The sequence below is a fragment of the Nakamurella sp. GG22 genome (assembly GCF_052976845.2).
The window spans coordinates 95,807-110,172 of sequence record NZ_JBRIIO020000018.1; the positions used below are offsets into that span (position 1 = coordinate 95,807).

Annotated in this window: 9 protein-coding genes; 3 read left to right on the forward strand and 6 right to left on the reverse strand. The window is 69.0% G+C overall.

The genetic code is table 11. The annotated features are described in order from the left end of the window. The first annotated feature begins 44 nt into the window (after nt 1–44). The 3 genes from metH to ACVBEQ_RS18135 are packed head-to-tail and all read left to right on the forward strand — an operon-like array spanning nt 45 to nt 4,689. Nucleotides 45–3,590: a methionine synthase gene (gene metH / locus ACVBEQ_RS18125; RefSeq protein ID WP_447154689.1), complete on the forward strand. Its 3,546-nt coding sequence runs from the start codon at nt 45–47 to the stop codon at nt 3,588–3,590. Next, nucleotides 3,587–4,300 (forward strand): HAD family hydrolase, encoded by a 714-nt coding sequence (locus ACVBEQ_RS18130; RefSeq protein WP_447154690.1) that lies wholly within the window; start codon nt 3,587–3,589, stop codon nt 4,298–4,300. Before metH ends, ACVBEQ_RS18130 begins: the two co-directional genes overlap by 4 nt. Further along, nucleotides 4,297–4,689 carry an SRPBCC family protein gene (locus tag ACVBEQ_RS18135; protein WP_447154691.1) on the forward strand — a complete coding sequence of 131 codons (393 nt, stop codon included), beginning with the start codon at nt 4,297–4,299 and terminating at the stop codon, nt 4,687–4,689. Before ACVBEQ_RS18130 ends, ACVBEQ_RS18135 begins: the two co-directional genes overlap by 4 nt. Before the next feature lie 101 nt (nt 4,690–4,790). Here the strand turns inward: ACVBEQ_RS18135 and ACVBEQ_RS18140 are convergent, their stop codons facing one another. The 6 genes from ACVBEQ_RS18140 to glgX all read right to left on the reverse strand — a co-directional run bounded on the left by ACVBEQ_RS18140 (nt 4,791) and on the right by glgX (nt 14,166). Then, nucleotides 4,791–5,432, reverse strand: coding sequence for a winged helix-turn-helix transcriptional regulator (locus ACVBEQ_RS18140; RefSeq protein ID WP_447154692.1), 642 nt, complete (start codon nt 5,430–5,432; stop codon nt 4,791–4,793). Nucleotides 5,433–5,437: 5 nt separating this feature from the next. Beyond that, entirely contained in the window at nt 5,438–5,872 is a 435-nt protein-coding gene (locus ACVBEQ_RS18145; RefSeq protein ID WP_447154693.1) for a VOC family protein, read from the reverse strand. Between the two features lie 155 nt (nt 5,873–6,027). Further along, complete coding sequence (locus tag ACVBEQ_RS18150) at nt 6,028–7,524, reverse strand: cryptochrome/photolyase family protein (RefSeq protein WP_447154694.1); 1,497 nt, start codon at nt 7,522–7,524, stop codon at nt 6,028–6,030. Between the two features lie 5 nt (nt 7,525–7,529). Further along, nucleotides 7,530–9,308, reverse strand: a complete 1,779-nt coding sequence (gene treZ, locus ACVBEQ_RS18155; RefSeq protein ID WP_447154723.1) for a malto-oligosyltrehalose trehalohydrolase — start codon at nt 9,306–9,308, stop codon at nt 7,530–7,532. A 42-nt stretch (nt 9,309–9,350) separates the two neighbouring features. Continuing rightward, complete coding sequence (gene treY, locus ACVBEQ_RS18160; protein ID WP_447154724.1) at nt 9,351–11,687, reverse strand: malto-oligosyltrehalose synthase; 2,337 nt, start codon at nt 11,685–11,687, stop codon at nt 9,351–9,353. 106 nt (nt 11,688–11,793) lie between these two features. Next, the gene (gene glgX, locus ACVBEQ_RS18165; protein WP_447154725.1) at nt 11,794–14,166 is read right to left on the reverse strand and encodes a glycogen debranching protein GlgX; all 2,373 of its coding nucleotides are present in this window, start codon (nt 14,164–14,166) and stop codon (nt 11,794–11,796) included. Nucleotides 14,167–14,366 lie beyond the last annotated feature (200 nt).

Here is a 14,366-nt window from a genome sequence, read left to right on the forward strand (position 1 = left end):
GCCGGCAGCACCAACTACCGCCGCGAACGAATTACCCTGTAGCAGTGACCAATCCTTCTGCGCACCCCTTGTTGGCCGCGCTCGCAGAGCGCGTCGTCGTCGCGGACGGTGCGATGGGCACGATGTTGCAGGCCCAGGACCCGTCGCTGGACGATTTCGCCGGGCTCGAGGGCTGCAACGAGATCCTCAACGTCACCCGCCCGGACATCGTGCGCGCCGTCCACCGCGCCTACCTCGAGGTCGGCGTCGACGCGATCGAGACCAACACATTCGGGGCGAATCTGGCCAATCTGGCCGAGTACGACATCCCCGACAGGATCTTCGAGCTCGCCAAGGCCGGCGCCGAGCTCGCCCGCGCGGAGGCGGACGAGTTCAGCACCGCCGCGCAGCCCCGGTTCGTCCTCGGCTCGGTCGGGCCCGGCACGAAGCTGCCGACGCTGGGACACGCGCCGTACATCGCGCTGCGGGACGCCTACCGCCAGCAGGTGGCCGGGATGCTCGAGGGCGGCATCGACGCCGTCCTGGTGGAGACCTGTCAGGACCTGCTGCAGACCAAGTCGGCGGTGCTCGGTGCGAAACGCGCGATGACCGCGGCCGGCATCGAAGTGCCCGTCATCGTGCACGTCACGGTCGAGACCACCGGCACCATGCTGCTGGGCTCGGAGATCGGTGCGGCGCTGACCGCACTGGAACCGCTCGGCATCGACTACATCGGCCTGAACTGCGCCACCGGCCCGGCCGAGATGAGCGAGCACCTGCGGTACCTGTCGCGGCACGCCAAGGTCGGCGTGTCGGTGATGCCCAACGCCGGTCTGCCGCAGCTGGGACCGAACGGTGCCGTCTACCCGCTGACGCCGCCGGAACTCGCCGAGGCGCTGTCCGGGTTCGTCCGCGAGTTCGGACTCGGACTGGTCGGCGGCTGTTGCGGCACCACACCGGAGCACCTGCGGCAGGTCGTCGAGGCCGTCCGGGACATCACCCCGGCGCAGCGCCGGCCCCGCCCGGACCCTGGCCTGTCGTCGCTGTACCAGGCGGTGCCGTTCCAGCAGGACGCGTCGGTGCTGATGATCGGCGAGCGGACCAACGCCAACGGCTCCAAGGCGTTCCGCGAGGCGATGCTGGCCGAGAACTGGCAGCAGTGCATCGACATCGCCCGCGCACAGACCCGCGACGGCGCCCACCTGCTCGACCTGAACGTCGACTACGTCGGCCGTGACGGCGCCGCCGACATGTCTGCGATGGCTTCCCGCCTGGCGACCGCGTCCACCCTGCCGATCATGATCGACTCCACCGAACCGGCCGTCATCCAGGCCGGCCTGGAGCACCTCGGCGGCCGGTCGATCGTCAACTCGGTGAACTTCGAGGACGGCGACGGACCGGATTCCCGGTACACCCGGATCATGCAACTGGTGTCCGAGCACGGCGCCGCGGTGGTCGCGCTGACCATCGACGAGGAGGGCCAGGCGCGGACCCGCGAGCACAAGGTCGCGATCGCGGAGCGGTTGATCGGCGACCTCACCGGCAAGTGGGGAATGTCGGAGACCGACATCGTGGTGGACTGCCTGACCTTCCCGATCGCCACCGGCCAGGAGGAGACCCGCCGGGACGGCATCGAAACCATCGAGGCCATCCGGGAACTCAAGCGCCGGCACCCCGACGTGCACACCACGCTGGGTGTCTCGAACGTGTCGTTCGGGCTCAATCCCGCTGCCCGGCAGGTGCTGAACTCGGTGTTCCTCGCTGAATGCACCGCCGCCGGCCTGGATTCGGCGATCGTCCACCCCTCGAAGATCCTGCCGATGGCCCGTATTCCGGAGGAGCAGCGGACCGTCGCTCTCGACCTGGTTTACGACCGCCGGTCCGGCGATTACGACCCGCTGCAGAAGGTGCTGGAACTCTTCGACGGCGCGACCACCGCGGCCGGCCGGGCGACCAGGGCGGCGGAGCTCTTGCTGCTGCCGCTGGACGAGCGCCTGCAGCGGCGGATCATCGACGGCGAGCGCAACGGCCTTGAGGCCGATCTCGACGAGGCGATGCAGCACCGCAAGCCGCTGGAGATCATCAACGACACCCTGCTCGAGGGCATGAAGACCGTCGGTGAGCTGTTCGGCTCCGGCGCCATGCAGCTGCCGTTCGTGCTCACCTCGGCCGAGGTGATGAAGCTGGCGGTCGCCTACCTCGAGCCGCACATGGAGAAGGCCGACTCGGAGGGCAAGGGCACGATCGTGCTGGCCACCGTCAAGGGCGACGTCCACGACATCGGCAAGAACCTGGTCGACATCATCCTGTCCAACAACGGCTACTCCGTGGTGAATCTCGGTATCAAGCAACCGATCTCGACGATCCTCACCGCCGCGCAGGACGCCGGCGCGGACGCCATCGGGATGTCCGGTCTGCTCGTCAAATCGACGGTGATCATGCGGGAGAACCTCGAGGAGATGAACACCCGCGGCGTCGCGGAGAAGTTCCCGGTGCTGCTCGGTGGTGCGGCGCTGACCCGCTCCTACGTCGAGAACGATCTGTCCGCGGTGTTCAAGGGCGACGTGCGGTACGCGCGGGACGCCTTCGAGGGACTGCGGCTGATGGACGGCGTGATGTCCCGCAAGCGTGGCCTTGACCCGCAGGCGGCCGCTGCCGACGCGCTCAAGGTGGCCGAGCGCAAGGCGCGCCACGAGCGGTCGATGCGGATCGCCGAGAAGCGCAGGGCGGCGGAGGCCGAGACCGAGGTCGTGGTGCCCGCGCGTTCGGACGTCGCCGTCGACAACGCGATCCCGACGCCGCCGTTCTGGGGATCGCGCGTCGTGAAGGGCATCGCGCTGGCCGACTACTCGTCCATGCTCGACGAGCGCGCGACCTTCATGGGGCAGTGGGGACTGCGCGGCGCCAAGGGCGGGAACGGACCCAGTTACGAAGAACTGGTGGAGAAGGAGGGCCGGCCGCGGCTCCGCTACTGGCTCGACCGGCTGCACACCGAGAAGGTGCTGCAGGCGGCCGTGGTGTACGGCTACTTCCCGTGCGTGTCCGAGGGTGACGAGGTGGTCGTGCTCGCCGAGCCCGACATCAACGCGCCCGAGGTGGTGCGGTTCTCCTTCCCGCGGCAGCGGCGGGACCGGCACCTGTGCCTCGCCGACTTCTACCGGCCCCGGTCGTCCGGCGAGGTGGACGTCATCGGCTTCACCGTGGTCACGATGGGCCAGCGGATCGCCGACTTCGCCAACGAGTTGTTCGCGGCCAACGCGTACCGGGACTACCTGGAGGTGCACGGGCTCTCGGTCCAGCTGACCGAGGCGCTCGCGGAGTTCTGGCATCAGCGCATCCGGTCCGAGTTGGTGTTCCCCGACGGATCCTCGGCGGCGGCCGAGGACGCCGACGACATCGAGCGGTTCTTCGACCTCGACTACCGCGGTGCCCGTTACTCCTTCGGCTACCCCGCGTGCCCCGACCTGACGGAGCAGACGAAGGTCGTGACGCTGCTGGAACCCGGGCGGATCGGGGTCGAGCTCTCCGAGGAGTACCAGCTGCACCCCGAGCAGTCCACGTCGGCGCTGGTGGCGCACCACCCCGAGGCGAAATACTTCGCGGCCCGGTGACCGCCGGTTCTGAGGTCGAGGCCGACCTGGAGAGTCTGGGCGGGGTGCTGTTCGACATGGACGGCACGCTGGTCGACTCCGAGCGGCTGTGGACGGTCTCGATGGACCGGGTGGCGGCCGAGCTCGGCGGCGTCATCGCCCCGGAGACCCGGCTGGCGATGGTGGGTCAGCCGATCCCGCAGTCGGTCGCGATGATGCTGGACGACTTCGGGTCCACCAGCAGCGTCGAGGACACCACGGCCAAGTTGCTCGCCATCACCGCCGAGATCTTCGCCGAGGACCTGCTCTGGCAACCCGGCGCCGAGGAGCTGATCGACGCGACCCGGGCCGCCGGGCTCAAGACGGCGCTGGTCACCAACTCGACGCGCTCGCTGGTCGAGGTCGCCCTCGGCCTGCTCGGCCGGCACCGGTTCGACGCCACCGTCTGCGGCGACGACGTCGAGCGCGCGAAGCCCGATCCGATGCCGTACCTCGTGGCGATGGACCGGATCGGGCTGTCCGCAGCCCAGTGCCTGGCCGTTGAGGATTCGCCGTCCGGCACCCAGGCGGCGGTGTCGGCCGGCATCGCCGTTCTCGTGGTGCCGTCCGAGGTGCCGGTTCCGGAGGGACCCGGACGGATCTTCGCGAATTCCCTGCTCGGGGCCACCGTCGACGAGCTCCACCACATTCATCGCGAGTTCCGTCGTTCCGTCCGCCGCGGGATGGCGTGAAACTGACCATCGGGGCGACCGGAAAAGCGTCCCCCGAGGTTGCGTGGAACCGCTACGTGCACCCCGCGTTGTGGCGGACCTGGTCCCCGCAGATCACCTCGGTCGACGCCACCGACGAGACGCTCCGGCCCGGCACCACCGGCACCGTGCACGGCCCGTTGGGCGTCTCTGTTGCGTTCCGGATTCTCGACGTCGACCACGAGAAGCGCAGCTGGAGCTGGGAAGTCGAGGCCGTCGGGATCACCCTGACGTTGCACCACGGCGTGCGGCTATCGAATGCCAAGAAGCTCGGCGGATCCGCGACGACGCTCGTCATCGACGGCCCCGCGCCCATCGTGCTCGGGTACGCGCCGCTCGCCAGGATCGCGCTCGGCCGGCTGGTGCGCTGAGCCACTCGGTTCAGCGTCGCTACCGGATCGAGTCGCCGCTTCCGTGCCCTTCCGCCGCTTGGAAGGGCACGTTACTGGCGACTCGATGACGTGATCCTTATTCAGGCGGCCAGGTGGAAGGTGCTCGCGAAGCGGCCGAGGAGGTCGCCGCGCCCGCGAAGCACCTCGACCACCCCGGTCTCGATCGCCCGATCCGGAGCCAGTTCGCCGGAGATGAGCCGGAGGATGCCCGGACCCGCGGCGAAGGCCAGGTCGACCGGCCCGTCCCCGCGGGTCACGTCGAGAGTGGGGCCGTCGACCCGAATCAGCAGCTCCGCGGGACCGAAGCGCCCGGCGTACGCGGTCGGCGGCAGCGTCTCCGCAACCTCGGGCCGGAAGGCGGCGCGGAGGTCCATCGTCATCGAGTCCGGGGTGATGATCTGATCCGCCCGCGGATCACCCAGCGCCTTGAAGCCCCACGCCCCGAGCGCGAGCACGACGGGCTCGAGCTCGCGGCCGTAGGGGGTCAACTCGTAGACGATGACCCGCGAATGGGGAACCCGGCGCAGGACGCCGGCGGCCTGCAACTCCTTGAGCCGCGCCGCCAGGATGTTGGTCGGGATGCGGGGGAGCCCGGCGGCGAGCTCGCCGTAGCGACGCGGTCCGACCAACAGGTCCCGGACGATGAGCAGGGCCCAGCGTTCGCCCACGAGCTCCAGCGCCCGCGTGATGCCGCCGTACTGTCCGTACTCCCGCGCAGCCACGGACCTCAGGCCTGCTGGTTCGCGAAGGCCTCGGGGCCTTGGGCGGCCGCGACCGGATCCATGTACCCGAACTCGAGGATGTTGCCGTCCGGGTCGTTGAGTTGACGCTGGTACATGAAGCCGTAGTCCGTCGCTGGGTGCGCTTCGGAGCCGCCGGCCGCGATGCCGTCGGCGACCGTCTTGTCGACCGCCTCCCGGTTGTCGAGGAAGATCGCCGTGGACACCGACGGGTTCACCGCCGGGTTGCCGATCGGCAGGTCGGTGAAGGTCTGGAAGTACTCGCGGGTCAGGATCATGAAGTAGCTGTGGTCCTCCTCGACGACAATGCAGGCCGCGTTGTGATCGCTGAAGGCGGGATTGATCCGGAATCCGATTGCCGTGTAGAACGCCTTCGCGCGCTCCAGGTCGGTCACCGGCAGGTTGACGAACATCGCGGTCATCGAGGACTCCCTCTTGTGGGCCCGGTTGGTGGACGACGCCCACACTTGCAAAAAACAAGTGCGACGTCAAGACCTCCGACACGGTGCCGCGGATCCGGGGGGTGCCGCGGATCAGGGTGCCGAGCATCGGCGACCAGCGAATCGGGTACCCGGATTCAGGGTGCGGCGGACCCGCGGTGGTTCTCCTGCTCGACCAGCGCCTCCAGATCCTTGAGCCGGTTCAGACCACGCAATGGCTGGGCGAGCCGGTGGTTTCCGGTGAAGTCGGCGCGGTGCCGGTTCAGGAACCACCAGTAGCCGGCGGTGTAGGGGCACGCGTGATCGCCGACCCGGACCGACGGGCGGTAGGCGCAGCCGCCGCAGTAGTCGCTCATCCGGTCGATGTAGGCGCCGCCGGCGGCGTACGGCTTCGTCGTGATCCGGCCGCCGTCCGCATACTGCGACATGCCGATCGCGTTCGGCACCATCACCCAGTCGTAGCCGTCGATGAAGGCGCGGTGGAACCAGTCCATCACCTGCTCGGGTTGCCAGCCCCGCTGCATCGCATAGTTGCCCAGCACCATCAGCCGCGGGATGTGGTGCACCCAGGCGTGATCGCGCACCCCGGCCAATTCCGACGACAGGCAGCGGGCCCGCACCGCGTCGGCGTCCAGTTCCGCGAACCAGCGGGGGAGTGCCCGTCCCGCGCCGAGGGCGTTGTGCCGGCGGTACTCGGGCCCCAGGTACCAATACAGATTCCATACGTAGTCCCGCCAGCCGATCACCTGCCGGACGAAACCCTCGGCGGAGCTGATCGGGACATCCCCTGCGCGATAGGCGGTCTCGACCCGCCGGACGACGTCCAGCGGATCCAGCAGGCCGAGGTTCAGCGACGCCGAGATCAGCGAATGTGCCATCCAGGCGTCACCGGCGAGCATGGCGTCCTCGTACGGGCCGAACGCCGGGAGCCGATGCTCGATGAAGTGACCGAGCCGGGCTGACGCCTCTGCGGTGGTGGCCGGGAACAGCCGCGGACCGTCCACGCCGATGAACGACACATCACCGTCGCGTTCCCACCGGTCCAGGTCGAAGCGCACCTCGTCGTCGATCTCGTCCTCGACGGGCCACCACGGCTCGGCGACACCGATACCTGCTTTGCCCTTCGGCGGCGGCTCGCGGTTGTCCGCGTCGAAGTTCCACCGACCACCCACCGGTTCGTCACCGTCCATCAACACTTCGAGCCGTCGCCGGGCGATCCGGTAGTGGTCCTCCATCAGCAACCGGCGGGCACCACGACCGTCCGCCCACGACCGGAACTCGGCCATTCCCGTCGCGAACCCGCGAGCCGGCAGCACACGCACGGTCGGCATCCGCTCGACCAATCCCAGCGCTGCGAAGCTGGTCGGGTGACACACCGAGACCGGTGCCGAGCCGACCGCCTCGGCGTAGGTCGACGCCTTCCGGTAGTCACAGCGGTCGCCGAGTTCGGCCGCCCGGTGACGCATCGCGGAGAGCACGAGATGCGCCTTCTGCCGGTGGAACCGCCGGCGCTCGAACACCTTCCGCGACTCGACCAGCAGGATGCGCTGATGGTCGGTATCCAGGAAGTGCGGCCCGAGTTGGTCGCCGAAGAGCCAGCGAACATCGTCGGAGACCGCAGCGGACACCGACATCGAGGTCATTCCCCGGCCGGCGCCAGGATCGCGGCAGTGTGCCCGAGAACCGCCACCGCGGTGATGTGGACCGCGACGCCTGGCTGGGTCGCCAGCAACACCGATCCCGCGGCTCCGTCGAGCTTGATGCTCTGCTCGTCGGGGGAGAAGTTGACGATGATCCGCAGCCCCGATCGGTTGATCAGCAGCCAGCGTGCGTCGTCGTCGAAGTCGACGACGTTGTTGGCGAACCGCGGGTCGGTCAGTTCGGGCCGTTCGCGGCGCAGCCGGGCGAGTTCCCGGTACAGCTCGAGGATCTGGGCATGGTCGCCGTCTGCGGGCTCGTCCCACTTCAGCTTGGCGCCCAGGAAAGTGGACTCCGCCTGCGGGTCGGGGACGACGTTCGGGTCCCAGCCCATCCTGGCGAACTCCTCGAGCCGTCCCTTGCGGGTCGCCTCGCCCAGGGCCTGGTCGGGATGGGAGGTGAAGAACGGCCACGGCGTGGACGCCGCCCACTCCTCGCCCATGAACAGCATCGGGGTGAACGGCCCGGTCAAGACCAGCACGGCCGCGATGGCCAGTTCGGCCGTCGACAGCTGCGCGGTCAGCCGGTCCCCGATGGCCCGGTTCCCGATCTGGTCGTGGTCCTGGGCGTAGCCGACGAAGCGCCAGCTGGACGTGACCGGGTCGACCGGCCGTCCGTGGTCTCGGCCGCGGAAGCTGGAGAAGGTGCCGTCGTGGAAGAACGCCTTGGTGATCACCTTGGCGATTGCCGACATCGATCCGAAATCGGCGTAATAGCCGTCCGTCTCACCGGTCAGTGCGACATGCACGACGTGGTGGAAGTCGTCGTTCCACTGCGCCGTCAGGCCGTAGCCGCCGGCCTCCCGCGGGGTGATCAACTTCGGGTCGTTGAGGTCCGATTCGGCGATGAGCGTCAGCGGCCGGCCGACATGCGGGGCCAGGGCGTCGACCTCGATCGCGATCTCCTCGAGCAGGTGCCTGGCCTGGCTGTCGGCCAGCGCGTGCACGGCGTCGAGCCGGAGCCCGTCGACGTGGTAGTCGTTCAGCCACATCAGCACGTTGTCCAGGATGTACCGCCGGACCTCGCCCGAATCGGGCCCGTCCAGGTTGATCGTGTCGCCCCAGGTGCTGCGCGCCCCCGAGTCGGTCAGGTACGGCCCGAAGTTCGGCAGGTAGTTGCCGCCCGCGCCGAGGTGGTTGTAGACGACGTCCTGGATGACGGCGATGCCGCGCTGATGGCAGGCGTCGACGAATCGCTGGTAGGCGCGCGGGCCGCCGTAGCTCTCCTGGACGGTGAACCACAGGACGCCGTCGTAGCCCCAGTTGTGGGTGCCGTTGAACCCGTTGACGGGCAACAGTTCCACCATCGTCACGCCGATCGACACCAGGTGATCGAGCTTCTCGATGGCGGAATCGAGCGTGCCCTCGGGGGTGAACGTGCCGACGTGCATCTCGTAGATCAGTGCACCGCCGAGCGGGCGCCCGGTCCAGGACGCGTCGCCCCACGGGTAGCTCGTCGGGTCGAAGGTGCGGCTCAGCGCTTCCACCCCGGCGGGCTGACGGCGTGACCGCGGATCGGGCCGGACGGCGGGGTCGTCGTCGAGCCGGAACCCGTAGTCGATCTCGTCGTCACCGGCGGACAATCCCGCCGTGCGCGCGGCCTGCTCGAGGTCGCCCGTCCACCAGCCGCCGTCCTGGGCATCCATCGGGTGGTCAGCGCCGCCGACCACCAACTGCACCTTGGAGGCCCGCGGTGCCCACACTCGTACCGCTCGGGTCATCATCGCCTCGCTCGTTGTCGTCTGGGTGTCTCGGCCGGCCGGTCAGGAGTCCCGCGCGAGAAGTGCCACGGGGTACCGCCCGAGCAACTCGCCCACGGGGGTCGCGCCACCGGTGAACGAACGGCCGTTGAGCTGGTCGGTCCAATTCCCCGGCGGCAGCTCGAGCGACGTGTCCCGCCATCCTCCGGACGCCGTCAGACCGGCCGGCAGCCGGGTCGCCACGGTGAGTGCCCCGCCCCGGTCGAAGGCAAACACGTGCTCTGCGGCCGGCCCATCGGCCGTCAGCGGCTGGTATCCGGTGAACAGGTCCTGCCGGTCCCGACGCAGCCGCAGCGCCCTGCTGGTGACGAGAAGCTTTGCGGCGCCCTCGTCGTCGATCTCGGGGAGCCAGCCGTCGTCGATCCTGACGAGCAACCCGACCCTGCGCTGGTAGTCCACCGGGCGACGGTTGTCCGGGTCGACCAGCGACAGATCCCACAGCTCGGTGCCCTGGTACACGTCGGGGACGCCGGGCGCGGTGAGCTGGATCAGCTTGGCGGACAACGAATTGGACCACCCGAACGCCCGGAGCCGGTCGGCCATCGCGACGACCCCGGCGTGCAGTGCCTCGTCGTCGTAGATGCCGTCGACCAGCGCGTGCATCCGCTGCTCGAAGTCCGCGTCGGAGTCGATCCACCCGGTGGAGACCCCGGCTTCCCTGGCCGCCTTCTCCGCGTAGGCGTGCAGCCGTTCGCGCTCGATCGGCCACGCGCCCACCGCCGCCTGGAACACCAGGTTGGCCAGCGGGCCGTCACAGATCGGTGCCAGCCGGTACCACGTGCGCACCGCGGCCGCCCACTCGTCCGCGAGCTCGGCGATCACCGAGATCCGCGCCCGGACATCCTCGGAGCGTTTGGTGTCGTGGGTGGACAACGAGGTCATGGTGTCCGGCGTCCGCTGCAGCCTGCGCAGGTTGATCTCGTGCAGCTGCTGCGGGCTGAGCGAGAACTCCGACGGTTCGCCGCCGACCTCGGTCAGCGAGGTGAGCCTGGTCCACCGGTAGAAGGCGCAGTCCTCGACGCCCTTGGCCATCACCATGCCGGAGGTCTGCTGGAGCCGGATGGTGAACTCCGAGGCCGGATCGTCGAGCCGTTCCACCACGGCGCGCAGGGTGTCGGTCAGCTCGGGCCGGTTGCTGATCGCGCGTTCCAGTGCCTCGTCGAGGTACTCGCGGCCGAGCGGCAGGTACGTCCGGTAGACGCTGAACGAGCTGAGCAGTTCCGCGATCGCGTCGTCGGTGTCGGCCGGCAGATCCGGCACCAGCCGGGCCAACCGCAGCACCTCCGAGCGGAGGATCCCGTCCGCCACGGCGCGCTTGGTGGCCCTGGTCATGGCCGGCCAGTCGACCCGCAGGCCGTCCCGCAGTTGGGTGTCCAACCGGTCGAGCACCGGCTCACCGGCCGGATCGACGAACAGCCGGTCCAGCGCGGCGAGCGCCTCGTACCCGGTGGTGCCGGCGCACGCCCAGGTCGCGGTGAGCTCCTCGTCGCCCTCGATGATCTTCTCGACCAGTACGTAGCGGTGATCGGTCAACTCGGCCAGGTCGTCGAGGTACCCGCCCGGGTCCGCGAGCCCGTCCGGGTGGTCGATTCGCAGCCCGTCCATCCAGTCGTTCTCGACCCATTGCCGGACCTGTGCATGGGTCATCTCGAAGACCTCGGGCAGCTCCACCCGCACGCCGGCGAGGGTGTTGACCGCGAAGAACCGGCGGTAATTCAGCTCCGCATCGGCCCGGCGGTAGTTCATCAGCTCGTAGTGCTGGCGGGCATGAACCTGCACCGGGGTGCCGTCCCCGGTGCCCTCGGCGATCGGGAACCGGTGGTCGTAGTAGCGCAGCTCGCCGTCCTCGATCCGCAGCGCATCCAGCTCGTCGTCGCCGTCGCCCAGGACGGGCAGCCGGAGCTTGCCGTGCCCTGCGTCCCAGTCGATGTCGAAGGCGGCGGCATGCTCGGAGTCCCGGCCGTTGCTGAGCACGTCCCACCACCACACCGAGAGCGCGGGGGTCCCGACACCGACGTGGTTGGGCACGATGTCGATCAGCACGCCGAGGCCGGCCGCCCTGGCCCGCTTCGCAACCTTCGCCAGCGCCCAGTCACCGCCGCGGCTGTCGTCGACCTCGCCGTGGTCGACCACGTCGTAGCCGTGCTCGGAGCCCGGCTCGGCGGCCAGCACGGGGGAGAGGTACAGCCAGTCGATGCCGATCGACTGCAGGTACGGGACCAGTGCCGCGGCGTCCGCGAGGTCCCACTCCGGGGTGATCTGCAGCCGGTACGTCGACAGCGGCACCCGGGTCCGCGGCGCGGCGGGAGGGTCCCCCGCCGGCCGCGGCACCGGTTGCATGGCGGCGCCCTTCGGCACCGCCTCCGCTGTCTCTGTCCGTGTCGCCGCGTGCCCCGTCACATCTTGCTGCGTCACAGTCCCGAACTTCCTTCTTGCGTTGGCTGGATTACTTCTTCTTGGAACGGCGCGGTTTGGTGGCCGGCGCGTTGGAGGACTCGGTGTCCTGCTGTCCGAGCGTCGCGACCTCCTCCGGACGGACCGGTGCCGTGACCGGGTGGTCCGCTGCCGGCTCAGCAGGATCGACGGACGCGACGACGTCCCGCACGGGGCTGTCGCCGATGCTCATCCCGGACTCCGCCCGCATCGGAACCGGGACCGGAGCGATCGTCGGAACCGCAGCGGCCGCCTGGCCGATGGGCGATTCCTCCTGGACGCCGGCCAGCGCCTGCAGGACCACGGTGCCCTTGCCGGAAACCTGGACCTTGCCGCCACCCGGGATCGGGTCGAGCTGATCCGGCACCCCGGAGGTGTCGATGACCAGCCGCCACGCCGGCGCGAACTCCTCCGGCGGCAGCACCCAGTCCATCGTCTCGTCGTGCGCGTTGAACAGCAGCAGGAAGGAGTCGTCGACCATCCGCTGGCCGCGGGCGTCCATCCCGCGAATGCCGTTGCCGTTGAGGAACATCCCGACGGAACGGCCGAAGCCGGCGCCCCAGTCCTCCGGCGTCATCAGGGTTCCGCTGGGCGTCATCCAGACGATGTCCGGCAACGGCTCGCCCTCGGCCCGGGCCGCGGGCCGGCCGTCGAAGAACCGGCGGCGACGGAAGGTCGGGTGCTGGCGGCGCAGCCGGGCCACCGACGCGGTGAACTCGACCAGCGCCTCGTCCGCCTCGAGCCAGTGGATCCAGCTGAGCTCGGAGTCCTGTGCGTAGGTGTTGTTGTTGCCCTGCTGCGTGCGGCCCAGTTCATCGCCGTGGGCGATCATCGGAACACCCTGCGACAACAGCAGTGTCGCGAGGAAGTTGCGCTGCTGACGGCCGCGCAACGCGAGGATCTCGGGGTCGTCGGTCGGGCCCTCGACGCCGCAGTTCCACGACCTGTTGTGCGATTCGCCGTCGCGGTTGCCCTCGCCGTTGGCCTCGTTGCGCTTCTCGTTGTACGAGACGAGGTCGTTCAGCGTGAAGCCGTCATGCGCCGTGACGAAGTTGATCGACGCGACGGGACGGCGGCCGGAGGTCTCGTACAGGTCGGCCGAACCGGTCAGCCGGGAGGCGAACTCGCCGAGCGTCGCGGGCTCCCCGCGCCAGAAGTCGCGCACGGTGTCGCGGTACTTGCCGTTCCACTCGGTCCACTGCGGGGGGAAGTTGCCGACCTGGTAGCCGCCGGGGCCGATGTCCCAAGGCTCCGCGATCAGCTTCACCTGGGACACGACCGGGTCCTGCTGAACGAGTTCGAAGAAGGTCGACAGCCGGTCGACGTCGTAGAACTCGCGGGCCAGGGTGGCCGCGAGGTCGAAACGGAAGCCGTCGACGTGCATCTCGGTCACCCAGTAGCGCAGCGAATCCATGATCAGCTGGAGGGAGTGCGGGTGCCGGACGTTCAGCGAGTTGCCGGTGCCGGTGTAGTCCATGTAGTAGCGCTTGTCGTCCTCGACGAGGCGGTAGTAGGCGCCGTTGTCGATGCCGCGGAAGGACAGGGTCGGGCCGAGGTGGTTGCCCTCCGCCGTGTGGTTGTAGACGACGTCGAGGATGACCTCGATGCCGGCATTGTGCAGCGACTTCACCATCGCCTTGAACTCCTGCACCTGCTGCCCGCGCTCACCGAACGCCGAGTAGGTGTTCTGCGGAGCGAAGAAGCCGATGGTGTTGTAGCCCCAGTAGTTCGACAGGCCCTGGTCGATGAGCGTGCTGTCGTTGACGAACTGATGCACCGGCATCAGCTCGATGGCGGTGACGCCGAGCCGGGTGAGGTGGTCGATGACCGCGGGGTGTGCAACGCCGGCGTAGGTGCCGCGCTGGTTCGCCGGGACCTCGGGGTGTAACGCCGTCAGACCCTTGACGTGCGCCTCGTAGATGACGCTGTCGTTGTACGGAATGCGGAGCGACCGGTCGCCCGTCCAGTCGAAGAACGGGTTGATGACGACGCCGTGCATCATGTGCGGGCCGGAGTCGGCGTCGTTCTTGGTGTCGGGCTCGCCCAGGTTGTACGAGAACAGCGCGGGGTCCCAGTCGATCGCCCCGGACACCGCTTTCGCGTAGGGATCGAGCAGCAGCTTGTTCGGGTTGCACCGCGACCCGTGCTCGGGCTCGTACGGCCCGTGCACCCGGTATCCGTACCGCTGGCCCGGCTGCACGGTCGGCAGGTAGCAGTGCCAGACGTAGCCGTCCACCTCGGGCATCGGGATGCGCGTCTCGCCGCCGCGTTCGCCGATCAGACACAGTTCGACGCGCTCGGCAGCCTCGCTGAAAATCGCGAAGTTGGTGCCGGTACCGTCGAACGTTGCGCCCAGCGGGTACGGCTGTCCCGGCCAGATCTCCATCAGAAACTCCTCGACTATCAAGTTGCGCATCTGCGCCATATCGGTCATGTACCCACACGGTGGGCGTCTGAACGTTCACTGTCATCACCGGGCGTGACCGACCGGGCCGGGTACTCGTGCGAGTTGTCCGGCCGGTCAACCCTAACCGGGGCACGAGCCCGCGCCGGTCGGTTTCGGTGTGCCGATGATCCCGATTGATC